General features: G+C 70.0%; 17 protein-coding genes. 9 read left to right on the forward strand and 8 right to left on the reverse strand.

What is annotated here, in order from left to right; genetic code table 11:
• Nucleotides 1-106: 106 nt before the first annotated feature.
• Nucleotides 107-2,632: an FxSxx-COOH system tetratricopeptide repeat protein gene (gene fxsT, locus AB0K67_RS33325; RefSeq protein ID WP_364068379.1), complete on the reverse strand. Its 2,526-nt coding sequence runs from the start codon at nt 2,630-2,632 to the stop codon at nt 107-109.
• Nucleotides 2,633-2,783: 151 nt separating this feature from the next.
• On the opposite strand from fxsT, the gene fxsA reads away from it, so the two are divergent.
• The 7 genes from fxsA to AB0K67_RS33360 all read left to right on the forward strand — a co-directional run bounded on the left by fxsA (nt 2,784) and on the right by AB0K67_RS33360 (nt 9,779).
• Nucleotides 2,784-2,948, forward strand: coding sequence for an FxSxx-COOH cyclophane-containing RiPP peptide (gene fxsA, locus AB0K67_RS33330; RefSeq protein WP_364068101.1), 165 nt, complete (start codon nt 2,784-2,786; stop codon nt 2,946-2,948).
• Between the two features lie 83 nt (nt 2,949-3,031).
• Entirely contained in the window at nt 3,032-3,901 is an 870-nt protein-coding gene (locus AB0K67_RS33335) for an SIR2 family protein (protein ID WP_364068102.1), read from the forward strand.
• A gap of 8 nt (nt 3,902-3,909) precedes the next feature.
• Nucleotides 3,910-5,547, forward strand: a complete 1,638-nt coding sequence (locus AB0K67_RS33340; protein ID WP_364068103.1) for a tetratricopeptide repeat protein — start codon at nt 3,910-3,912, stop codon at nt 5,545-5,547.
• Nucleotides 5,548-5,621: 74 nt separating this feature from the next.
• Nucleotides 5,622-6,794, forward strand: a complete 1,173-nt coding sequence (locus tag AB0K67_RS33345; RefSeq protein WP_364068104.1) for an FxsB family cyclophane-forming radical SAM/SPASM peptide maturase — start codon at nt 5,622-5,624, stop codon at nt 6,792-6,794.
• Nucleotides 6,791-8,068 carry an HEXXH motif domain-containing protein gene (locus tag AB0K67_RS33350; RefSeq protein ID WP_364068105.1) on the forward strand — a complete coding sequence of 426 codons (1,278 nt, stop codon included), beginning with the start codon at nt 6,791-6,793 and terminating at the stop codon, nt 8,066-8,068. Before AB0K67_RS33345 ends, AB0K67_RS33350 begins: the two co-directional genes overlap by 4 nt.
• Nucleotides 8,069-8,145: 77 nt before the next feature.
• Entirely contained in the window at nt 8,146-8,937 is a 792-nt protein-coding gene (locus tag AB0K67_RS33355; protein WP_364068106.1) for a hypothetical protein, read from the forward strand.
• A gap of 161 nt (nt 8,938-9,098) precedes the next feature.
• Nucleotides 9,099-9,779: a hypothetical protein gene (locus tag AB0K67_RS33360; protein WP_364068107.1), complete on the forward strand. Its 681-nt coding sequence runs from the start codon at nt 9,099-9,101 to the stop codon at nt 9,777-9,779.
• Nucleotides 9,780-9,831: 52 nt separating this feature from the next.
• Here AB0K67_RS33360 and AB0K67_RS33365 read toward each other — a convergent pair whose 3' ends face one another.
• The 3 genes from AB0K67_RS33365 to AB0K67_RS33375 all read right to left on the reverse strand — a co-directional run bounded on the left by AB0K67_RS33365 (nt 9,832) and on the right by AB0K67_RS33375 (nt 16,546).
• Complete coding sequence (locus tag AB0K67_RS33365; protein WP_364068108.1) at nt 9,832-13,167, reverse strand: GH92 family glycosyl hydrolase; 3,336 nt, start codon at nt 13,165-13,167, stop codon at nt 9,832-9,834.
• A gap of 396 nt (nt 13,168-13,563) precedes the next feature.
• Nucleotides 13,564-15,006: a fatty acid--CoA ligase family protein gene (locus tag AB0K67_RS33370; RefSeq protein ID WP_364068109.1), complete on the reverse strand. Its 1,443-nt coding sequence runs from the start codon at nt 15,004-15,006 to the stop codon at nt 13,564-13,566.
• On the reverse strand, nt 14,996-16,546 hold the full coding sequence (locus AB0K67_RS33375; protein WP_364068110.1) for an NAD(P)-binding domain-containing protein: 1,551 nt from the start codon (nt 16,544-16,546) through the stop codon (nt 14,996-14,998). Before AB0K67_RS33375 ends, AB0K67_RS33370 begins: the two co-directional genes overlap by 11 nt.
• 62 nt (nt 16,547-16,608) lie before the next feature.
• Here AB0K67_RS33375 and AB0K67_RS33380 point away from each other — a divergent pair, with 62 nt between their 5' ends.
• Both AB0K67_RS33380 and AB0K67_RS33385 read left to right on the forward strand, forming a co-directional pair.
• A complete protein-coding gene (locus AB0K67_RS33380; RefSeq protein ID WP_364068111.1) occupies nt 16,609-18,087 on the forward strand; it encodes an aromatic amino acid ammonia-lyase in 1,479 nt (492 codons plus the stop codon).
• Nucleotides 18,088-18,128: 41 nt separating this feature from the next.
• A complete protein-coding gene (locus AB0K67_RS33385; RefSeq protein WP_364068112.1) occupies nt 18,129-18,521 on the forward strand; it encodes an RNA-binding S4 domain-containing protein in 393 nt (130 codons plus the stop codon).
• Between the two features lie 22 nt (nt 18,522-18,543).
• On the opposite strand, the gene AB0K67_RS33390 is transcribed toward AB0K67_RS33385, so the two are convergent.
• Genes AB0K67_RS33390 through AB0K67_RS33405 form a run of 4 tightly spaced genes read right to left on the reverse strand, consistent with a single transcriptional unit; the run spans nt 18,544 to nt 22,514 of the window.
• On the reverse strand, nt 18,544-19,596 hold the full coding sequence (locus AB0K67_RS33390) for a VWA domain-containing protein (protein ID WP_364068113.1): 1,053 nt from the start codon (nt 19,594-19,596) through the stop codon (nt 18,544-18,546).
• A gap of 37 nt (nt 19,597-19,633) precedes the next feature.
• A complete protein-coding gene (locus AB0K67_RS33395) occupies nt 19,634-20,596 on the reverse strand; it encodes a VWA domain-containing protein (protein WP_364068114.1) in 963 nt (320 codons plus the stop codon).
• A gap of 34 nt (nt 20,597-20,630) precedes the next feature.
• The gene (locus AB0K67_RS33400) at nt 20,631-21,521 is read right to left on the reverse strand and encodes a DUF58 domain-containing protein (protein WP_364068115.1); all 891 of its coding nucleotides are present in this window, start codon (nt 21,519-21,521) and stop codon (nt 20,631-20,633) included.
• Nucleotides 21,522-21,527: 6 nt separating this feature from the next.
• Nucleotides 21,528-22,514: a MoxR family ATPase gene (locus AB0K67_RS33405; RefSeq protein ID WP_364068116.1), complete on the reverse strand. Its 987-nt coding sequence runs from the start codon at nt 22,512-22,514 to the stop codon at nt 21,528-21,530.
• Between the last annotated feature and the right edge of the window lie 6 nt (nt 22,515-22,520).

Here is a 22,520-nt window from a genome sequence, read left to right on the forward strand (position 1 = left end):
CCAGGTTGCGGATCTACTGCGAAACGGCCGGCCGGGCGACCGCAGCACCTCGGCCGCCGCCGTCACCGAGCCCTCCTCGGCCACGAGACGTGGGCCTGTCAGTCCATCAGAGCACGGGCGGGTCGAAGTCGAAGTCGAGGCGCCGGCCCCTCTCCGCGACGAGCACATCGGGGTGCCCTCGGCCCAGGATCTGCGTGTAACGCTGCAGCGTCTCGTTCCTGAGCGCGTCCGCCTCGCGGTACGCGCCGAGCTGCCGGAGATCGACGACCAGGTTCGCGGACGCCGCCAGGGTGAGCGGATGCTCAGGGCCGAGTAGATCGCTCAGCCGCTCCTTCGTTGCCTCCCCAAGTGAGCGTGCCTGCTCGTGCTCGCCCATCGCGGCCAGGTCGCTGGCAAGGTTGATCGCGCAGGTGAGGGTGAACTGGTGATGGCGGGTCAGCCTCCGCTTGAGGCCCTCGAACGCCTCTCTGTCGAGGTCGACCGCCTCCTGCACACGTCCGTTGATCCTCAGCAGCAGCGCGTGGTTGGTGTCGCAGCCGAACTTGAACGGGTGATCCTTGCCGTACATCTTCTTGAAGCGCGGCGACAGATCCTCAAGGAGCCGCAGCGCCTCGACCACCTCTCCCGAGGCCCGCCGCGCGTTGGCCAGGCACAGGCCGGCGGCCAGGGTGTCGGGGTGGTCGAGGTCGACGTTGCGCACCTGCACCTCGAAGGTGCGGCGCGCCAGCTCCAGGGCCTCCTCGATCCGGCCGTCGCGCCGCATGGCGATGGACAGGTCCTTGGCGACGCGCAGGGTCCACGGGTGCTCGGGGCCGAGTTGCTCGACGCCGTACTCGTAGGCGTCCTCGCCGATGTCACACGCCTCGCGATACTGACCGAGCAGCCGGGTGAGGCGGGCGAGGCCGTTCCACGACGATAGGACGTTCATGCTGCTGACGTCGGTGCGCGCCCGTTGCGTCTCAAAGGTCTTCTGCTGCAGCTCAAGGGCTTCTGTGTACTTGCCGAGCAGCAGGTAGTCCAGCGCCAGGTTGTTCTGTGCCCGCAGCGTGCGCCGGCTCTCCGGCCCCCATTTCTCCTCGTGGAGGCGGAGCGACTCGCGGTCGTGTTCGAGCGCCGCCGCGAAGTCGCCTCGGAACCGGAGGTCGGCGCCATGGCTGTTGAGCAGCAGCAACGTCTGCTCGTGATACTCACCGAGCACGCGACGCATCCGCTCGAGAAGTCGCTGGTTCAGCGCGAACGACCCCTCGATGTCCCCCAGCTCCCGGCGGATGATGGCCTGGTGGCGCTGCGCGGCCAGAACGTGTTCGCCGTCTTCGCCGTCGGCCCGCCACTTCTCGATGAACCCCTCGACCATCACCTGCGCCGACTTGAAGTCACCCGAGGAGTAGAGATAGCGGACGATCTTGAGAGCGAACTCCCGAATGCGCGGATCACGAGAGCTGCGCACCTCGGAGGGCCCGATGTGGCCCAGGAGGGCGCTGTAGCGAGGCCAGGACGCGTTGCTGTCCGGCTCGGACGAGGCCACCGAGGCCGCGAGGAGGCGATGTGCCTCACCGCGCATCGCGGCGTGCTCGACTTTGGGCAGTTCGTCACGGAGCAGCGCCTGGATCAGGCGGTGCACCTGGAGCGTACGGCTGGCGGAGTCAATCTTGACCAGGGCATAGCGGCCGAGCTCGCGGATGACGCGGCTGGTCAGGATGGGGTCGGCGAGAATCTCCGCCAGTCTCGAGCCCTCGGCGTAGCTCTCGGGCAGCCGCTGGAAGAGGTCGCGCGGGATCGGCTCGGGCCCGAGGAACGCGCAGCAGCGCAGCAGCTCGACCGCCACCGGCATCCGATCGGTGAGCTGTGTCACCGACAGGGCCCATGCGGCCGACATCGACAGCGGGTAGTCGGCCGGCTTGTTGGTGCCCAGCAGCCGGGTCGTCTCCCTTTCGAGCAGCTCCAGGTAATCCTCGACCGCGATGCCGGTCTCGACCTGCAGGGCACCCGCCTGCTCCAGAGCCAGCGGCAGGTCCCCCAGCGCCTCGGCCAGGCGGTCGGCCTCGGCCTCCGTGATCCCCTGGCGGGACCGCTTGATGAGGAACTCGATGCTCTCCTCGCGCGGGAAGACGTTGACCGGCACCGTGGGAACCACGCCCTGCCAGCTGTGGTTGCGTGAGGTGATCAGCACGTGGCCCGGCCCTCGGGGCGCGATCCTGTTGATCTCGTCGACCTCGTCGGCGTTGTCGAAGATCAGCAGCCACTTCTCGTACGGGTCACCGCGCCGCAACGCGTCGAGCGCGGCGTCGGCCGCTTCCTCGACACCCGTCGAGGCACTGACGGGCAGCCGCAGCTCGCGCGCCAACCCGGCCAGCGATGACTTCACCAGCATCGGCTGGTCGGCAGGGATATACCAGACGACGTCGTATTCACGGCGATAGCGGTAGGCGTATTCGATGGCCAGCTGCGTTTTGCCCACGCCCCCTAGTCCATGGAGCGCATGCGGAACGACCGCGGCAACGTTGGACATCAAGCTTTCGTGCAGCTCTCGCAGCAATTCGGCGCGGCCCGTAAAGTTGTTGTTGCGCTGAGGCACACGTCCCCAGATGGGAGGCACACGCCCCGAATCCGGCGAAAGGTGCGAAACCGACACAATACCGCCTACGCTAGAACCGGACTTTGAAATCAAGCTTAGACGTCACGCCGACTCTGGTGAACCCTTTGTGGCGGGGCGGTATCGCCATGCCGTCCTAACCATGGGAAGATAAGGCTGAACTATCACAGCTTATGGATCGGGGAACACCATGACCAGCAAGGAGACAGAGTACGGCGGCGGCCTTGTCGACGTGAGCGGGTTGAGCTTGACCGAACTTGAAAGCCTGCCGGCCTCCCGCTTGACCACGGCTCTGAAGCGCCTTGTCGATGAGGTTGACTCCGGACCGGTCGCGGGCTTTCAATCAGCTCTTTGACTTCTGACTGACACGTTCTAGCCTGTACCAAACAATTATGTACGGCGGCCTTGGGCAGGCGACGTGACGGTCGGGGCGGGTGTGTGAGAGAGCCGGATTGGGAGCGGCTGATCAGACAACTGAGCCGTGGAGACTGCACGCCTCTGCTCGGCGCCGGTGCATGTTTCGGACGCTTACCGACGGGCAGCCAGCTCGCCCAACATTTCGCAGAACGTTACGAGTACCCCTTCGCCGACACGCATGACCTGGCCCGAGTCATGCAATACGCGGCCTGGGCGAGCGGCGACCCCGTGGAGTTGAAGCACGAGGTCTGCACCTATCTTCAGGAGTACCTGCCGACGGACGATGTCTGCGACACGGACCCCCATACAATCCTGGCAAATTTCCCCATCAAGACGTATCTCACCACAAACTATGACGATTTCATGATGCGGGCCTTGCAGCAGGAGAGCGGGGGGCGCAAGCAGCCGGTCAGCCAGGTCTGCACCTGGTGGGACGTCGGGGAGAAGAAGCCGTACCTCGAGCAGCCGACCGAGGACGAGCCGCTGATCTACCACCTGCACGGCCGGTGGAACGATCCCCGCTCGCTGGTGCTCACCGAGGACGACTACCTGACGTACCTGGGCAACCTGGTGGAGATGAGCGCGTCCGCCGAGTCACCTCTGCCCAGCCCGGTGCTGAACACCATGACCGTCAGCCCGTTGCTCTTCGTCGGCTACAGCCTGCGCGACTGGAACTTCCGGGTGCTGTTCTACGGACTGCTCAAAGGAATGCCGGCGAACATGAGACGGCGGCACGTGAGTGTCCAACTGATGCCGGATCTCAACACGTCCGTGGCGGATGCCGCGAACAAAGCGCGGGAATACCTTCAGCGGTACCTCGACGGCTGGAACATCACGATCTTCATCGGCAGTACCGAGGAGTTCTTCGAAGAACTGCGTAGCAGGATGTGAGGGGGCGCATGCCAGTGACGGACCCGCAGGTGCAACCGTACGTGGGATTGCGTCCTTACCGCCGTGAGGAGAGCGCGCTTTTCCACGGGCGCGGCCGGGAGGCCCGGGAGGTCGCGACGCTCTGGCAGGCCGCGGGACTCACCGTCCTCTACGGCGCCTCCGGCGTGGGGAAGACCTCCCTGCTGCACGCCGGGGTACTGCCGCTGCTGGAGCCGGATCGCACCGACGTGCTGCCCGTCGCGCGCATCGCTCCCCGCATGAACAGGCCCAAGGCAGGCGAGAACCCGTACGTCATGGCTCTGCTGTCGTCCTGGGCGCCGGACCTCGACCGCGAGCGCCTCGCCGGCATGACGATCTCGGACTTCCTGAACGACCGGCCGGAGCGTACGGACATGTACGGCGATCCCGTACCGATCCTCGCGGCCATCGACCAGGCGGAGGAGATCTTCCACGGCTCGCCGGTGCTGGAGAAGGAGCGCAAGGCCTTCCTGGACCAGCTGGCCAAGGCCGTCGCCAAGCACCCCGGGCTGCACGTCCTGCTGGCCCTGCGCGAGGAGTACCTGTTCCTCGTCCTCCCGCACGAACGCCGGATCGGGCAGGGCTCGCGTACGCGTTTCCACCTGGAACCCCTCACCCCGGAACAGGCCATGGAGGTGGTGCACGGGCCGTTGCCGCAGACCGGCAGGACCATCACACAGGCCGCCGCCGAGCTCCTCATCGACGACCTCCGAACGGTCGTCTTCGTCAACGAGGCGGGCGAGACCTCCACCATCCGGCTCGACACGGTGGAGCCCATCCAGCTCCAGGTGGTGTGCTCCGCCCTGTGGGAGGCGCTGCCGCCGGAGGTCACCGAGATCACCGAGGAACACGCCCGCCTGTACGCCAGGGTGGAGGAGTTCCTCTTCGCCTACTACAAGCGCACCGTGGCCGAAGTGGCCGCCGAGCACGGCCTGCCGGCGAGCAAGCTCCGCCTGTGGATGCGCAACGCCTTCATCACCGAGCACGGCACCAGGAACGCCGTCTATGAAGGACTGACGGAGACCAAGGGCATGCCGAACGCGGTGCCGCGTGCCCTTGAGGAACGCCATCTCCTCCGCGCCGAGCACCGGCTCGGCATCCGCTGGTACGAGCTGACCCACGACCGGCTCATCGCCCCCGTCACCAGATCCCACTCGCCGGAGTCCTACCTGAAGGAGGCTCGCCAGGCGGTGGAGGAACACGACTGGGACCGTGCGGAACGCCTGGCGGACGCGGCCGAACGCGCCGCCGACGTGGGCGAGGCATGGGTACGCGCGGAAGCGGCGGAGATCTACGCATGGGTTGCGCACGCCCGGGGCGACATCCCCAGCGCCCGGCGGCACTGCGAGGAGGCGGCGGGGATCTTCTCCGAGTACCAGCGCTTCGACGGCGTGGCCCGCGTACTGACCAAAGAGGGGCTCCTGTGGCTGGACCAGAACGACTCAGTCCAGGCCATCCAGCGCATCAAGACGGCGCTGGACTATGCGCCCAACGACGTGTCGGCCCAGATAGCCCTGGCCAGGGCCCTCAAACGGTCGAGCACCCCCAAGGCCGCCGAGACGATTCTCGCCGGTCTTCCGTCAGGTCTTGTCCAGGAAGCGCTGCGGACACTTCGCGATCCGGACTGATTCATTATGCTCACGCCCATGACGCACGCTTCACGGGCCGGCAGACATTGCCCGAATGGCCGCTGACTCTCGATGTGGCCGCGCTGGCCGGGACCGGCCGGCGGCCGACGCCGTTCAGGCAGTTCATTCTGAAGATCCACAGCAGATGTGATCTGGCCTGCACTTATTGCTACATGTACGAGATGGCCGACCAGAGCTGGCGGTCACGGCCGAAGCGCATGGCGCCCGACGTGGTCGAGGCGGTGGCGGCGCGGATCGCCGAGCACGTACAGGCTCACGATCTCCCGTCGGTCGAGGTCATCCTGCACGGGGGCGAGCCGCTCCTCATGCGTCCCGAGGAGATCGACAAGCTGGTCGGAACGGTACGCGGCACCGTCGACGTCCCCGTCGACCTGAGACTGGTCACCAACGGGACGAGGCTGGACAGAGCGTATCTGGACCTGTTCGACCGGCACGAGATCGGTGTGGCCGTCAGTCTCGACGGGGGCGAGCAGGCACACGACCGCAACCGCAGAACCGCCGACGGCCGAGGAAGCTACCACAAGGTCGCAGCCGGCCTGCGGATGCTGACAGAACCGCCCTTCCAGCGCCTGTTCCGCGGCCTGCTCTGCACGGTGGACCTGCGCAACGACCCCCTTGAGACCTATCAGGCGCTTTTGGCATTCGACCCTCCGACCATCGACCTGCTGCTTCCGCACGGCACATGGTCGGAACCTCCTCCCGGGCTGGGCAGCGGCGATCCCGCCACGCCCTACGCCGATTGGCTGATCGCGATCTTCGATCAGTGGTATTCCACGCCGGCTCAACCAGTCGGCGTGCGGTTGTTCGACGACATCATCCACCTGCTTCTCGGTGGCAGGTCCACCAAGGGCGAACAGGTCGGCCTGGCCGCCGCCGCCATGGTGGTCATCGAGACCGACGGTGAGATCGAGCAGTCGGACATCCTGAAATCCGCCTACCCGGGTGCGCCGAGCACCGGATTTCACGTCTTCCGCGACTCCTTCGATGACGTTCTGCGGCTGCCGTCCATCGCGGCACGCCAAATCGGCTGGTCGGCGCTCTCTGACACGTGCAAAGCCTGCCCTGTGGGCCGGGTCTGCGGCGGTGGTCACTACGCTCATCGTTATCGGCCTGGCAGCGGCTTTCTCAATCCGTCTGTCTACTGCGCCGACTTGCTGCGGCTCATCACACACATTCGAAACACGATCCAGCGCGACATCACCGCACTGCAGAAGGACCACAGATGAACCTCGCAGAGCACCGCATTTCTGCTGCGGCCTTCGACGAATTGGCCTCTGGCGCCGGGGGAACGGCAACGGTAGAGCAGCTCAAGGCCGGCCAGCGCAGCAAGCATCTTCTGCTGCTCCGGGGCGTTCTCGAGAAGACGCGCACCGACGGTCATCCGAGCTGGCCCGAGGTGCGCCGGGCCTACGACCTGCTCGCCGGCATCCAGGCCGCGCACCCCGAAGCGGTCAACGCCGTGGTGCACCACCCCTCCGTCGGCGCGTGGGCGCGGCACACGATCCAGACCCTTGAGGCTCCCGAGCAGATGTCCGCGCTGGCGGCCGCCGCGGCCATCCGGGCCGGCGTCGCGTGCGACCTCGACGTCGCCGCGATGGACGGAGTGATCAACCTGCCGTCTCTCGGGCAGTTCACCGTGGGTCACGGCGTCGCCGTCGCGACCCTGCACTGCTCGCCCGACGGCGTGGAGGTCTCCGCCGGGGGCAGGTTCCTGGAGCTCACCGACGACGAGCCGAACTGGCGGCCGCTGCGCCCGCTGTCCGCGCAGGCCGACGACCTGCGGCTCGATGTACTGATCGACGACCTGGACCCGCACCGCATGCCCGGGTCCGACGCCCTGCGCGACCCCCTCACTCCGGAGGAGGCGCGGCGCTGGCAGGATCTCCTGGAAGAGGGATGGGACCTGCTGGTACGCAACCACCACCCGGTGGCCGAAGAGGTGTCGACGGCGATCAGCGTGTTCACTCCCCTGGCCCCGCCGCCCGACGGCATGTCCAGCGCCACCTCGCGGGAGACGTTCGGCTGCATCGCCATGTCGACTCCGCCCGACGCCCACGCGCTGGCCGTCACCCTGACGCACGAAACCCAGCACGCCAAGCTCTCGGCCCTGCTCGACGTCGTGCCCCTGACCAAGCCCGACAACGGCGCGCGCTACTACGCGCCGTGGCGTCCCGACCCTCGTCCGGCCGCCGGCCTGCTCCAGGGCACGTACGCCTATGTCGGCGTCACCGACTTCTGGGAACGCCAGCGGCACCTGGAGAGCGGGGAAGCGGCGATTCGCGCGAACGCGGAGTTCGCCCGCTGGCGTGCCGGGGCACGCCAGGTCGCGGACACCCTCCTCGACAGCGGCGCGCTGACCGAGCCCGGCGAGGTCTTCGTCCGGCGCATGGCGCGCAGGCTCGACGAGTGGGCGCGCGAGCCCGTACCGGCCGAGGCCGCTGCCCTGGCCGCCGGAGCCGCCGACCGGCATCGCTCCCTTTGGCGCGAACGCAATCAATGACGTATCGGGTCATGACACCTTTCATTTGACGGCGCCCGCATTCTCCGAGTGCGGCCTACCATCAAAGGGGAGGTGTCATGCTCCAATATGCCCGGCGCGTACTCCACGACATACGCGAACGCAGGAATATCGAGGCCTACGTCATCTCCCTGCTCGCCATCGTGTTCGCGGCGCTGACGCTGATCGGCGATAAGGTCGATGATCAGTTGAAGTGGGCCGTGCTGCTGGCCGGCGTAGGCGTCCTCGTCCATCAGATCACCGTGCCTCGGAACGAGGGCGCCTTGACGGATCGGGTTCTCGAGGACCGGACCGGTTTCGAACGCGTCTCCTTGAAGGACCGGCTGCGCACGAGCCAGGAAATCTGGATGTTCGCGCCGTCGGGCGTCAACTTCCTGTCAGAGGACCACTGCGGCGCGATCCGTTCGACGGTGCTGAACCGGCATGATGGGAGCGTCAAGATGGTGGTCCTCGACCACGAGGAGTCCGAGGCGGTGCGGATCGCCACCCAGCAGCTCGACAACGGGCTGGAATATCCGCTGCAGACGCTGGCCGACAGCATCGTCGCCACGAGAAGCAGAATGGCCGCGATGGCGTCGTGGCCGTTGCCGGGCGGCCGCGAATTCCGGCTGTTCGGCTACAATCCCGGATTCAGCCTGGTGGCGTTCAACCCCACCCGGCCGGACGGGGTCATCATCGTCGAGATCCACGGGGTACGCAATTCATCGACGTCCGGCAGAATGCATTTGGAGTTGACCAAGAAGAACGCGCCGTATTGGTATACGTACTGGCTCGACCAGTTCAACGCGATCTGGAACGCCGCCAAGCCGTTGCCCCTGCCACCCAAGGCGCCGGCAGGAAACCTAGACTAAAGCCCACGAACCTGGACGGCGCATAGCACAGCCTTACAAGTCCGGAAATATACGCCATTCACCTTCGTAGCGCGATAGAACACTACGGCACACGGGCTCTTTCGAAGATCTTTTGGGGTTTCGCTGGGCCGCACTTTTGACGAGCCAGCAAACTGAAGGCCGTGACGAAAGATCTCACCGACGCGCGGGACCGCCTGATCTCCCCCCGCGAGCTTCACCAGGTTGCGGCCCTGCTGAACATGCCGCGTCTCGACGAGAATGCCGTGCGCGAGGACGGGGCTCCGTACACGAACCACCAGGCCGCGCTGTACGCCGGCATCGCCGCGTGGGCGCGGCTGTCGGCAGAGGCGGCCGAGCAGCTCGGCGCGTCGGAGGAGCCTGAAGCGCGCCAGGAATTCGCTTATCTCATTGAATACACCGACCGGCATGCCAAGGGCTGGTATCCGGCGCCCAGCGATGAATCCAGTGGAATGACGCTGGCGGACCGGGCCGAGACGGTCGCGCAGACCGTGCTCACCAGCTACATCAACCACCTGGCCGACAACCGGGACGACTACGAGCTGTGGCTGGTCGACTCGCTGTCCTTGCGGGCCAGCGTGTGGCACGTGAACACCGCCGAGTCGTACCCTCGCGGCCTCGGGCCCGACCGGCCCTCCTCCCCGTACGCCTTCTCGGACGCGGCGATCCCGCCGCACGCCGTCGAGATCCGCACCCCCGTCCAGATCCACCGGGTCATGGACCACCGCATCGCCCCGTGGCCCGACACCGTCTTCTGGGAGCCCGAACCGGCGGTCGGCCTCAGCCCGGCCTACCTGGCCTCCACCGACCACCGCCAGAACTGACGCCCTCTATGAGGTGGGTGAGGGCACGCCGGTCCTCACCCACCTCACCATGTCACGTGCCGAAGGACCAGGCGAAGATGTGCGCCGTGGCCGCGGTCGCCGGTGCGGGCAGGGTCAGGGACTTGACCTGTTTGCCGGGGTCGAGCTCGATCGGGGTCGTGGCGAAGACGTACACGTTGATGTCCTGGCGGCCGCCACCGCCGTCCAGCCGGTACGGCGTGCGCAGGACGATCTCGTTGCCGAAGCGGGGCGGGTAGGCGTCGCGGGCGAGCGCCCAGTCGCTGAAGCCCACCCGGGCCTGCTGGGTCGAGCCGTCGGTGTACGTGATGGTGATGTCGGTCTCGATGTCGCCGGAGGCGCCGGCGCCGAGGAAGGCGAGGGTGGTGGCGCCTTCGGGGGCGGAGACGTCGATGGTCTGGCCGGTGGCCTGGACGTTGTCCCACTCCCCCGGCGCCCGGTCGGGCCAGGTGAACGTGTGGCCCTTCCAGGTGAGCTCGGCGCCGGGGCGGGCGCCGGCGGCGGCGAGCGCCTGGGCGCTGTAGCTCCAGCCGATGCCGTCGAAGTTGGCCAGGCCGGCCTGCTCGTCGTCGCCGATGCCGGCGTTGTTCTGGTGCCACTCGATGGTGCCGCGCTCGGCGACGTTGAGCTTGACCGCGGCGGTGACGCCGTCCGCGTCGAGCTCGACGGGCACGGTGGTGAAGCCGGTCGGCAGATCGGCGGCGGTGGCGAGGGTGATCTCGGCGGTGGCCTTGCCGTTGGCGGGGACGTCGAGGGTGCCGCTCTCCGGGGTCACGGTGACGCCGGTGGGCGGCTCGGCGGTCCAGGTGAGCGTGCCGCCCTCGCCGACGGCCTGGACGGTGAGCGTGGCGGTGACGGTTCCGCCGGGTTCGACGGGGGACGCGCCGGGGTCGAGGCTCACCAGGTACGGCTTCATGCCCGCCTGGAAGCTCGGCGGCGGCTCCTCCGCACCGAACGAGGTGTCGGGCCGGGAGCCGAGCGCGAAGTCGAGCCTGCCGCTGGTGAACCCTTCGGGCAGCCACGCCCGGTCCGTCGCCTTGCCGTTGACCTTGACCGCCTGGATGTAGCGGTTGGTGTCGGAGGCGCCGGGGGCGTTGATGGTGATCGTCTTGCCGTTGGAGCGGGTGACGGTGATCTTCTCGAACGCGGGGCTGTGGAGGATCAGCTCCGCACGCCCCGGGATGGCGGGATAAATCCCCATCGATGCCCAGACGTACCAGGCGCCCATCGTGCCCAGGTCGTCGTTCCCGGTCAGGCCGTCCGGCGTGGGCTTGAACAGCTCGTTCCTGGCCCGCGCCACCAGATCCTGCGTCTTGTACGGCTGACCCGCCCACACGTACAGCCACGGGCTGAGCAGCGACGGCTCGTTGCCCAGGTAGGCGTGCGGCTTGTTGGGCCCGGCGTTCAGCTCGGCGAAGAACTCATCCAGCCGCGCGATCGCCTTGTCGACCCCGCCCATGGCGTCGAACAGCCCGCGCGGGTTGTGCGGCACCATCCAGTGGTACTGGGCGCCGTTGCCCTCCACGTACATGGACGGGCTGGCCGGGTCGAAGTCCGGCGTGAACGAGCCGTCGCCGAAGCGCGGCTGGATCCAGGCGTTGGCCGGGTTGTAGGTGTTCTGCCAGGACTGGGCGCGCCGCATGAACGCATCGCGCGTCTTCGTGTCGCCGAGCCGCTCGGCGAGCTGGGCGATGCCGAAGTCGGCGATGGCGTATTCGAGCGTGGTCGAGGGGTCCGTGGGGACGTAGCCGTTCTTCAGGTACGAGGCGTTGCCCGGCCGTTCCGTGTAGCCGGTGGCCGGGTCGGCGCCGATGCGCTCCGCGCCCTTGACCATCGCGGCCAGCGCGCCCTTGGCATCGAAGTCGCGCGCGCCGAAGGCGTGGATGCTGGAGATGATCGAGTGGTACGGGTCGCCGTTCATGACGCCGGTGATCGTGTTCTGGTGCGACCAGCGGTCCCAGACGTCGCCGATGGCGTGCGCGTTCTCGTACATGGACTGGGCGATGTCGCTCGCCACGTCGGGCGCGAGCAGCGCGATGAGCTGCATCTGGCTGCGGTAGACGTCCCAGCCGGAGAACGTCGCGTAGTGGTGGTGTCCGCGCCTGACCTGGTGTGTGCGGTAGTCGAAGCCGGTGTAGGTGCCGTCCACGTCGTCGAAGACGTACGGCTGGAGCAGCGCGTGGTACAGGTTGCTGTAGAACGTGCGCTTCCTGCTCTCGTCGCCGCCGGTCACCTTGATCTGGCCGAGGCGCTCGTTCCAGACGCGCCTGGCGTTCCCGGCGATGCGGTCGAAGCCCTGAGAGCCGACCTCGGCGCGCAGGTTGCGCTTCGCGCCGTCGATGCTGACGTACGACAGGCCGACGCGCATCTGCACCGGCGTCTGCGGGTCGAACTGGAGATACACCCCGATGCCCGGGCCCTTGACGATCACGTCACGCGCGGCCTGCCTGGCCTGCCGCTGTTCGGCGGGCGGGCTCGGCTGTACGGCGGGCCTCCCCTCCCCGGCGGCGGGCTCCCCCTTCCCGGCGGCGGGCTCCCGCTTCTCGGCGGGGGCGGTCGTGACGCCGGCCAGGCCGTGCGGCTTCACCGCGGGCGGCACTTTAGCGCCGGAACGGCCCTTCACCCGCAGCTCGCCGGGCACAACCGAGCCGTCGCGCCAGGTGCCGAACGCGCGTACCGGCTTATCGAAGGTGGCGTGGAAGTAGACGTAGTACCGGCTCTGCGCGCCGCAGAAGCCGCCCGTCTTGGCCCAGCCGCTCACGGTGAGACCACCGTCGCGGCTGATCGTGGCCTCGGCGTCGTCCACGCCGTTGACGGAGCCGCTGACGTTGAGCAGCAGGGTGAGCGGCTGGCCCGCGGGACCGGTGAAGCGGCCGACGCCCGCCCTGGTCGTGGCGGTGACCTCGGCTTTGACACCGCTGTCTAAAGTGACCCCGTAATAGCCGGGCGAGGCGCTCTCGTTCTCGTGCTTGAACGTCTGGACGTAGTCGTCGAAGTCCGTGGCGGGGGAGCTCTCGACGGTGCCCGAGATGGGGAGCACCGGGAAGTCCTGGGCGCCGGTGCAGCCGGGGCCGGAGATGTGGGTGAGCGACAGGCCGCGCAGGCGGTTGTCCTCGTACTTGTAGCCGCCGCCCGAGGCGCGGACGGTGTCGGGGCTCCACTGCATCATGCCGAACGGCAGGGCCGCGCCGGGGAAGTTCATCCCCGCGCCGCCGCCGTGCCCGAAGTCGGGGCCGCCGTCCTGGGTGCCCATGAACGGGTTGACGTACGCGGCGAGGTCGGCCGGCGGGGCTGCGGCCTGGGCGGGTAAGGAGAGGCTGGGGAGTGTGACGGCGGCGGCTAAGGCCGCCACCCATGCTGAACGGGACAAGGCTCCTCCATGAGGGGCTCGCGTTGCTGCGGGCCCGCACTGCCGCGGTCGGCGGGTCCGCCCGTAGACAACGTTGTCAACCTAGGGACCACTAAACGATCCCGACCGGGGTCTGTCAAGGCGAGTCATCCCACCGTCCACAGCCCCTCCCGCCGCCGTGCGTGCACGGCCTTTTCAGGAGGGGAGAAGGCAGGACCTGTCGAGGCACGTCCGTCCACAACCTCACCCGCCGCCAAGGGTGCACGGCCTCGAGGGAAAAGGGGGCCTTCCCCCACCGAGCCGAGCGTGCGCGGGGGAGGCAGGGCCGGGCTGCCCGTGCGGGGAGGCAGGGCCGGGCTGCCCGTGCGGTGGAGGCGGAAGCCCGGCGGCACGCACGGCGGGCAGGAGCCGTCCCGGCTAACCGGGGGCTTTCAGCAGGCGCTTGTCCGGCTTGCCGTTCGGGCCTGCGGGCACCTCGTCGATGACCGTGATCGTGGCGGGCACGCAGGCGGCCCCGAGCCGCTCCCTGACCAGGTGGCGCAGGGCGTCGAAGTCGGGGGTGCGGCCGGGTGCGGGGACGACGAAGGCGTGCACGGCCTCGCCGGTGTCCTCGTCGGGCGCGCCGATCACGTACGCCTCGGCGAGGTCGGGCGAGGCGGCCAGGGCGCGCTCGATGGGGCCCGCGTAGTGCAGCTCGGCGTTGACGATGATGACGTCCCTGGTGCGGCCGATCAGGTGGAGGCGGCCGTCGGCGTCGAAGTGGCCGAGGTCGCGGGTGCGCACCCAGCCGTCCACGAAGACCCGCGCCGTCTCCTCGGGGTCGCCCCAGTAGCCGACGGCCTGGGACGGGGTGCGGACGTACAGCTCGCCGTCCTGGCCGGGCGGCACGGGGGCGCCGGAGGCGTCCCTGATCGAGATGTCGATCACGTCGGGCGGGACGCCGAGCGACGGGGGCGGGTCGTCGGGGGTGGCCATGGAGATCGTGCCGGTCTCGGTCTGCCCGTAGCCGTGGAACACGACCGGGCCGAGCACCTCGCGGGCCTCGCGCAGCCGGGCGGCCTGGACCGGCGAGCCGGACACCATGAGCGCGCGCAGGCTGCTCAGGTCGGCCGGGGTGGCGCGCTGGGCGGCCACCAGCTTGTACAGGCGGGGCACGGTGATGACGCCGGCGCTGGCCCGGTGCTTGACGATCGCCTCGGGCAGCGACGGCGCCTCGGCGGCGACGAGGGTGCCGCCTGCGGCGAGCGTGAGTATGCCGTACTCCATCATGACCTGGCTGCTCAGCGTGCCGAACACGAGATAGCGCTGGAGCCGGGAGGCCAGCTCCCTGATCGCGGGCGGCCACGACTCGGGGCGGGCGGTCCAGGCGGCGTTCATGGCGGCGTACGTCTGCGCGCACGCCTTGGGCGTGCCGGTGCTGCCGCTGGTATGGACGATCCTGGCGACGTCGTCATGACGGCCGGACAGTACGAGTGGCCCGCCGTCGTCGGGCGCCGACAGCAGGTCGTCCAGGCGCAGGTCGCCGGGGCCCGGCTCCCCGTCGGTCACGGCGGCGGTGATGTCCTGGCTCAGCAGGTGGCGGAGCTGGGCGTCGGGCAGTCCGGGACGGACGCCGACGACGCGGGCGCCCACGACATACCCGGCGATGATCGCGGCGAACGCCTCGGGCGAGATGCCGAGCAGCAGCGCCAGCCCGTCACCGGGGCCGACGCCGGCGGCGCGCAGCCCGGCCGCGCACCGGCGGACCATGCCGAGCAGCCGCGCGCCGGTGACCGCCCGGTCCCCGTGCTCGAACACGGGGCGGTCGCCGGCGGCGGCCAGCAGGTCGAGGACGGGACGGGGGTACGGATCAACCGGCATCGGCCAGGCATTCCTTGGCGAAGGCGGTCAGCGGCTGGCGGTGCACCACCGGCAGGTCCCACTCGTTCTCCAGGTTCTCGGCCAGGTGGTGTACGGCGTTCAGCTCGCCGTCGCGGTAGTAGCGCACCACCGGGTGCAGGTAGCTGGAGTCCTGGGCGTGCTCCCAGTCGTTCTCCTTGACGCGCGGGACCGAGATGTCGAACGGGTCCGTGGTGTCGTGGCCGGGGCCGTATTCGAGGGTGACGACGAACCGGTGCCTGGCCGGGCCGAGCCCGCCGTCGGCGACGTACGCCACCGGCACCTCCTCCTGGTAGAGGGCCCCGCCGTTGACGGTGACGACGTCCCCGAGCACGGAGAACTGCTGCCACAGCGCCGACGACCTGTTGACCCGCTCGATGATCGCGTCGCTGACCGCCTCGGGGCTGGGCTCGATCTCGTTCGCCGGCCAGGAGCCGCCGTGGTAGCGGGTGGTGAGGATGCGGTGCAGGGCGCGCACGCCGTACCTGAAGCCGTGGATGAAGCCGCTGGTGCCCTTCTTGAAGTCGCGCTGCTGGGTGAGCGTGCCGGCGAAGTACAGGTCGGGGACGTTGACGGACTCGTACGCGGAGGTCTGCTCGGGGAAGCGGTCGTTGACGACGAGCGCGGGCCGGCAGGAGTCGTCGAACACCGAGGCGTCGAACCGGAAGCCGGTGCACGCGATCACCCGGTCGTAGCGCAGCTCGCGCAGCGCCTCCACGGTGCGGGCGTAGCGGAAGATGACGCGGTAGCCGCCCTCGGGGAGGGGCTCGATGCTCTCCACCGTGCCGTCGAGCACCGAGTTCTGCGACTTGAGCTGGTAGGTGTCGAGGAAGTTGTTGTTGACCGCGCGCAGGTGGCCGACGTAGTGGGACTGCCAGGCCATCCTGATCGAGTGCGGCCCGGCGACGTGGATGACGGCGGCCTTGGCCACGAGCGCGTCGGCGGTCTCGAAGCCGGAGTTGCCCTTGCCGATGACGAGCACCCGCTGGCCGGTGAAGGAGGCGGGGTCGGTGTCGAACGTGTCGTAGCGCTCGGCGTGCTCGATGCCGGGGATCGGCGGGACGTACAGGCGGGAGACGCCGGTGGCCATGATGAGCCGGCGGCCCCGCCAGGTGCGGCCCGAGGCGTCGAGGATGCGGAAGCCGTCGTCGTCGCGGCCGATCCGCACGACGTCCACGCCGTACTCGGCGCGCACCCCGGTCCGTTCGGCGTAGTCGGCGAGATAGCGCACGAGGTCGTCGGCCTGCGGGAAGTACTCCTCGCTGTAGCGGGTGAACAGCAGGTCGGGATCGTCGCTCAGCAGCGAGTTCCAGTCCATGCGCAGCCGCAGCTCCGGGTCGGCGTACCCGGTGTGCACCTTGTTGATGGAGATGAGCTGGCGGTGCCGCGGGAAGCGGGTGAAGAAGGTGCCCGGCCCCGACCCGCGTTCGAGGACGACGTAGTCATGACCGTGGCGTTCGAGAAGTGCGGCGAGCTGCAGCCCGGCCGGTCCGGCTCCGATGATCACGTAGTCATGCGCCATGATCTGGAAGCTAGGGACGAATTCTCAGAGGATTCTGAGAATCACCGCCCTATCGTCCGGTCATGCGCGACATCGAACTCACCGCTCCGCTGTGTCCCGCCGATCTCCGCCGCGCCGCGGCTCCCGTGTCCGTTCTCGTCGATCCGAGCGTGCGCGGCCGCGTCGAGCGCGGCCGCGGCTACCTGCGCGAGGTGCTGAGCGAGGAGGATCGCCCGGTGTACGGCGCGACCACCGGTTTCGGGGCGCTCGTCGGCTTCGCCGGCCGGGAGGATGAGGCCGACCAGTGCGACAACACGCTCGCCCATCTCGGCGCGGGTCAGGGCCCCGACCTGCCGCTGGAGGTGGCCAGGGCGGCGCTGCTGGTCCGCGTGTGGTCGCTGGCCCAGGGCCTGTCCGGGGTGTCGGCGCACGTGGTGGACGGGCTCGCGGCGATGTTCGGCACGACGTTCGTCCCGGCGGTCCCCCGCTACGGCTCGGTGGGCGCGAGCGGCGACCTCATCCCGCTCGCCTACGCCGCCCAGGCGCTGCGCGGCCGTGGTCACGCGTACGTGGACGGGCGGCGCATGCCCGCCGCCGACGCGCTGGACGCGGCCGGGCTGAAGCCGCTCTCGCTCGACGGGCGGGACGCGCTGGCCCTCGTCAACGGCACCTCGCTCACCACCGCCGCGACCGCGCTCGCCCTGGACAGCGTGCGCGCCTCGCACCGGGCCGTGCAGACGCTCACCTGCCTGCTGGCCGACCTGCTCGGCTGCGATCCGCAGTTCCTCGATGCCCGCCTGCTCGCCGCGTACGGGCATCGCGGCGCGGCGGACGTCGCCGGCGGCATGCGCAAGACGCTGTCGGGGACACGGCCTTCGGGGACGCGGGCGCTGCAGGAGCCGTACAGCATCCGCTGCTCGCCGCAGCTCCTGGGCGCGGCCGAGGACGCGCTGCGGTACGTGGACGGCGTCGTCGCGGCCGACCTCGCGAGCGTCAGCGACAACCCGCTGTTCTTCCCTGAGGACGACCTCGTGGTGCACGGCGGCAACTTCTTCGGCCAGCCGGCCGCGTTCGCATCCGACGTGCTGGCGATGGTGATCGCGCAGCTCGGCAACCTCGCCGAGCGGCAGCTCGATCTGCTCGTCGATCCGGGGCGCAACGGCGGGCTGCCGCCGATGCTGGCCGCCGGGCCCGGCCGGCAGCACGGCATGCAGGGCGTGCAGCTCGCCACGACGGCGTTCGTCGCCGAGCTGCGGCGCGCGGCGGTGCCGGCGGGGATGCAGAGCCTGCCCACGAACCTGCACAACCAGGACGTGGTGCCGTTCGGGACGCAGGCGGCGCTGCGGGCGTACGACATGGCGGGGCTGCTGCGGCTGCTGTGCGGCTCGCTGGCCGTGGGGCTGCGGCAGGCGGCGCACGTCGGCGCGCGCCGGCCCACCGCCCCGGCCTGCGCGGAGCTGCTCGACGCGCTGGCCGAGGCGATCCCGCCGATCGACCCGGACCGGCCGCTGGACGAGGACGTCCGCACGGCCGCTGATCTGCTCACCGGGGTGAGTCAGTAGGGCGGCGAGTCAGCAGGGCCTCGGGTCAGTAGAGTGACGGCGTGGCAGGTGAGCAGCAGCCGAGTGCGCGCGTGGACAGCTGGATCTGGGCGGTACGCCTGATCAAGACCAGGTCGATGGCGGCCGACGCCTGCCGGGGCGGTCACGTGCGGGTCAACGGCGTACGCGTCAAGCCCGCCCACGCCGTCCGCCCCGGCGACGAGGTGCGGCTGCGCCACGAGGGGCGCGAGCGGATCGTCGTCGTCTCCAAGATCATCAACAAGCGGGTGGGCGCCGCCGTGGCCGCCGAGTGCTACGTCGACAAGAGCCCTCCGCCGCCGCCCCGCGAGGAGATCGTGCCGGTCGCCGTACGCGCGCGTGGCGCGGGCCGCCCCACCAAGCGCGAGCGCCGCGACATCGAGCGGCTGCTCGGCCGGCAGGCCCGCCGCGACTGAGCGCCCGCCGTGCGGCAAGCGCTCAGCGGGCGGGCGTGCGGGGCCGGTTCCACCACAGGGAGAGCCCCAAGGCGGTGCCGATGAGCAGCGCTCCCCCGGCCGCGAACAGCGCGGCCGTGTCCACCTTCTCCCGCACCACGGTGAACGCGGCAGGCAGGGAGCCGAGCGCGGTCTGCAGCTCGTCGGCGTTCTCGGCGCGGTGGTAGGAGCCGCCGGTGGTCTCGGCGATCTTCTTCAGCGTGGCCTCGTCGATGTTGCGGACGTTGCGTCCGCGGTCGAAACCGCCCCTGCCCCAGCCGCCCCATGAGCCGAAGCCGCGCCCGTCGAACTGGGAGCTGTCGCACACCATGGGCGCGGGGGTGGTGGTGCCGAAGCCGATCGGGAAGACGCGTACGTGGCGCAGCGCCGCCTCCTGGGCGGCGGTCTGCGGATCGACTCCCTGGGTGTTGGCGCCATCGGTGAGCACGACGATCGCGGCGGCGGCGTAACCGGCCTCACCGGCGGGCGGGGTGGCGCCGGTGGGCGCGACGGACGGGTCCACCTCGGCGATCGCGTCGATCGATGTGAGCATGGCCTGCCCGATGGCGGTGCCGCGGCCGGTGACGAGGTCGTCCAGGGCCTCGATCAGCGCGTCGGTGTCGTCGGTGGGCGGGACGAGCAGTCCCGAGGTGCCGGAGAACGTGACGAGCCCGATGCGCGGCCCGCCCCGCTGCGACTCGACGAACTCGGCGGCGGCCTTCTTCGCGGCGGTCAGGCGGTTGGGTTCCACATCCGTCGAGCACATGGACATGGACGTGTCGAGGGCGAGCAGGATCGTCGCCGACCGCTGCGGCACCGGTACCTCCGCCTGCGGCCGGGCGGCGCCGACCGCGAGCAGCGCGAGCCCCGCGACGAACAGCGCCGGCGGGACCTTCCTGATCCACCGGGTGCGTCCCGGCACGGCGGCGCGTACGAGCGCGATCGAGGTGACACGTACGGCGGCCCGTCTGCGGCGGCGCAGCGCCCACCAGCGCACGGCGAAGATCAGCGGGATGACCAGCGCGAACAGCAGAGCCCACGGCCACGAGAACGTCACGTCAGATCACCCCCGAGCATGTCGATGTCGGCGGCATTCAGATCACCCGTCCAGAGCGGAGCACGGTGAGCGCCGCTCCTGCGGTGAGCAGCGCGATGGCGAGCCAGATGAGCCCTCCGGCGAGGGGCAGCGGCTCGTCGGAGACGGTGAGCCGCAGGTCGATGGAGTCGGCGATGCCGTCGAGCCGCGCGGCGTCGGAGGCGGGGTGGTACTCGCCGCCGGTGGCGCGTGCGATCTGCGTCAGGGTCTCCTCGTCCAGCGAGGTCTGCAGGTGGTAGCCGTCCACCTTGACCGTGGCCCCCGCGGTGGTGCCGACGCCGACGGTGTGCACCTGTACGCCGGCCGTCTGCGCGATCTCGGTGGCCTTTTCGAGGTCCCGGCCCTGGTTCTGGCCGTCGGAGAACAGCACGATCGTCGCCGACGGCCAGTAGCCGATGTCGGGTATGTCGCCGTCCTTGCCGATCGTCACCTGCTTGCCGCTGATCGCCGTCAGCGAGACCGCGATGGCCGCGCCCAGCGAGGTGCCGCCGGAGATCTTCAGCCGGTCGATGGCCTTGAGCGCCTTGGCGTGGTCGGGATCGGGGCGCGCGGTGGTGAGCGCACCGCGTTCGAACGCGACGACCCCGATGTCCACGCTGTCGGGCTGCGCCTCGACGAACGCGCGCGCCGCCCGCTGCGCCGCCGCCAGCCGGTTGGGTGCGACGTCGTCGGCGCCCATGCTGTTGGAGACGTCGATGGCGAGGATGACGGTGCCCGCCGTACGGGGCACCGGCACCATGGCCGTGGGACCCGCCGTGGCGATCGCCAGGACGGCGACGCCGGCGATCGTCAGGCCGGTGCCGAGGCCGGCGCCGAACGACGTACGGCGGCCTCCTGACAGGACGACACCCGCGGCGGCCAGCGCCGCCCTGCGGCGGCGGGCCGAGACGACGGCCGCCCAGGCGAGCGCCGCCGTCACGAGCAGCCCGGCGACGAGCAGCAGCGGGGAGGACAGGGTCATGACGCCTCCTCCACCGGGGCGATGGGTCCTGTGATCATGAGCGCCTGTCCCTGGTCTTGGCGACCACCTCGACGAGCGTCTCGGCCAGGTCGCGGTCGGTCTCGACGCGGTGCACGGGCACCCCGGCGCGGCGCATGCCCGCCGCGAGCCCGGCGTCGCGGGCCTCCACCGCCTCGCGGAACCGCACCCGCAGCAGCGGATCGGCGGAGTCCACGACGAGCTGCTCGCCGGTCTCGGCGTCCTCGACCACGATCAGCCCGGCCTCGGGCAGCACGTCGTCGGCGCTGTCCACGATGCGCAGCGCGACCACCTCGTGCCGGCGGGCCAGGCGCTGCAGCGAGCGTTCCCAGTCGCCCTCGCCGATGAAGTCGGACAGCACGAGCACGAGGGCGCGGCGGCGGGCCAGCCGTCCGGCCGCGTCCAGCATCGCGGCCAGGTCGGTCGTGGCGCCCCGCTTGGCGGCGCGCTCCGCGGTGCGTTCCAGCTCGGCGGCGATGCGCAGCGCGTGCTTGCGCGTCGTCCCGGGTGGCACCACGCGCAGCATGCCCGTGTCGTACAGCAGCGCGCCCACCCGGTTCCCGCTGCGCCCGAACAGCCGGGCGAGAACCAGCGCCAGCTCGGCCAGCACGTCATGCTTGGCCCGCCCCGGGCGGCCCGCCGCCATCGAGGCCGACCGGTCCAGCACCAGCCACACGGTCAGCTCGCGGTCCTCGGTGAAGACCCGCAGGTGCGGCTCGTCCAGCCGGGCGGTCACGTTCCAGTCGATGTGGCGGGCGTCGTCGCCCTCGCTGTACGCGCGCAGCCCCGTGAAGTCGATCCCGGCCCCCCGGTACGTGGTGCGGTGGGCCCCCTGGAGCCGGCCGTCGAGCCTGCGCACGACCTTCCACTCCAGGCGGAGCAGGAGTTTCTCTGGGGCGGTCGCCATGGCGGCTCAGCGGTTCTGCAGGACGACGTCGGGGGCGCGGACCGCGCCGAGCACCCTGGTGACGATCGTGTCGGGATCGACGTCGTCGGCGAGGGCCTCGTACGACAGGACCAGCCGGTGGCGCAGCACGTCGAGCGCCAGTTCGGCCAGGTCGTGCGGCAGCACGTAGTCGCGGCCGCGCAGGAACGCGAGGGCCCTCGCCCCGGTGACGAGCGCGATGGAGGCACGCGGGCTGGCGCCGTGGGTGACGTACCGCTCCAGCTCGCCGAGCCCGGCGGTCGCCGGCGAGCGGGTGGCGGAGACCAGGCGGACCGCGTAGTCGATGATCGACGGGTCGACGTACACCTGGCGGGCGCGTTCGCGCATGGCCATCAGGTCGCCGGGGGTGAGCATCGGCTGCGGCGGCTCCGGCGGGCGCAGCGCCCGCGCGACGATCGCGTGCTCCTCTGCGTTCGACGGATAGTCCACGATCACCTTCATCATGAACCGGTCCACCTGCGCCTCGGGCAGCGGGTACGTGCCCTCCGACTCGATCGGGTTCTCCGTCGCCATGACCAGGAACGGCTCCGGCACCTGGAACGTCTCCCGGCCGATCGTCACCTGGTGCTCCTGCATGACCTCCAGCAGGGCGCTCTGCACCTTGGCGGGGGCACGGTTGATCTCGTCGGCGAGCAGCAGGTTCGCGAACACCGGGCCGAGCTCCGTCTTGAACTCGCCGGAGTGCTGGTGGTAGACGCGGGTGCCGATGAGGTCGGCGGGCACCAGGTCGGGGGTGAACTGCACGCGCTGGAAGGTGCCGTGGACGGCGGCGGCCAGCGACCGTACGGCGAGGGTCTTGGCCAGGCCGGGCACGCCCTCCACCAGGAGGTGACCGTCGGCGATGAGCGCGACCGCCATGCGTTCGAGCAGCACGTCCTGCCCGACGATCGTACGTTTGACCTCGAACAGCACCTGTTCGAGCGGGTGGGCCTGGTCCGGCTCTGGTCGGGTCATGGGGTC

The organism is Nonomuraea sp. NPDC052634 (assembly GCF_040678535.1).
GTDB classification, from domain to species: domain Bacteria; phylum Actinomycetota; class Actinomycetes; order Streptosporangiales; family Streptosporangiaceae; genus Nonomuraea; species Nonomuraea fastidiosa.

Excerpts from the sequence above, each read along its gene's own strand:
- fxsA (WP_364068101.1), top strand. The coding sequence starts at position 2,784 with ATGACCAGCAAGGAGACAGAGTACGGCGGCGGCCTTGTCGACGTGAGC.
- AB0K67_RS33340 (WP_364068103.1), top strand. The coding sequence starts at position 3,910 with ATGCCAGTGACGGACCCGCAGGTGCAACCGTACGTGGGATTGCGTCCT.
- AB0K67_RS33350 (WP_364068105.1), top strand. The coding sequence starts at position 6,791 with ATGAACCTCGCAGAGCACCGCATTTCTGCTGCGGCCTTCGACGAATTG.
- AB0K67_RS33355 (WP_364068106.1), top strand. The coding sequence starts at position 8,146 with ATGCTCCAATATGCCCGGCGCGTACTCCACGACATACGCGAACGCAGG.
- AB0K67_RS33370 (WP_364068109.1), bottom strand. The coding sequence starts at position 15,006 with ATGCCGGTTGATCCGTACCCCCGTCCCGTCCTCGACCTGCTGGCCGCC.
- AB0K67_RS33375 (WP_364068110.1), bottom strand. The coding sequence starts at position 16,546 with ATGGCGCATGACTACGTGATCATCGGAGCCGGACCGGCCGGGCTGCAG.
- AB0K67_RS33380 (WP_364068111.1), top strand. The coding sequence starts at position 16,609 with ATGCGCGACATCGAACTCACCGCTCCGCTGTGTCCCGCCGATCTCCGC.
- AB0K67_RS33395 (WP_364068114.1), bottom strand. The coding sequence starts at position 20,596 with ATGACCCTGTCCTCCCCGCTGCTGCTCGTCGCCGGGCTGCTCGTGACG.
- AB0K67_RS33400 (WP_364068115.1), bottom strand. The coding sequence starts at position 21,521 with ATGGCGACCGCCCCAGAGAAACTCCTGCTCCGCCTGGAGTGGAAGGTC.
- AB0K67_RS33405 (WP_364068116.1), bottom strand. The coding sequence starts at position 22,514 with ATGACCCGACCAGAGCCGGACCAGGCCCACCCGCTCGAACAGGTGCTG.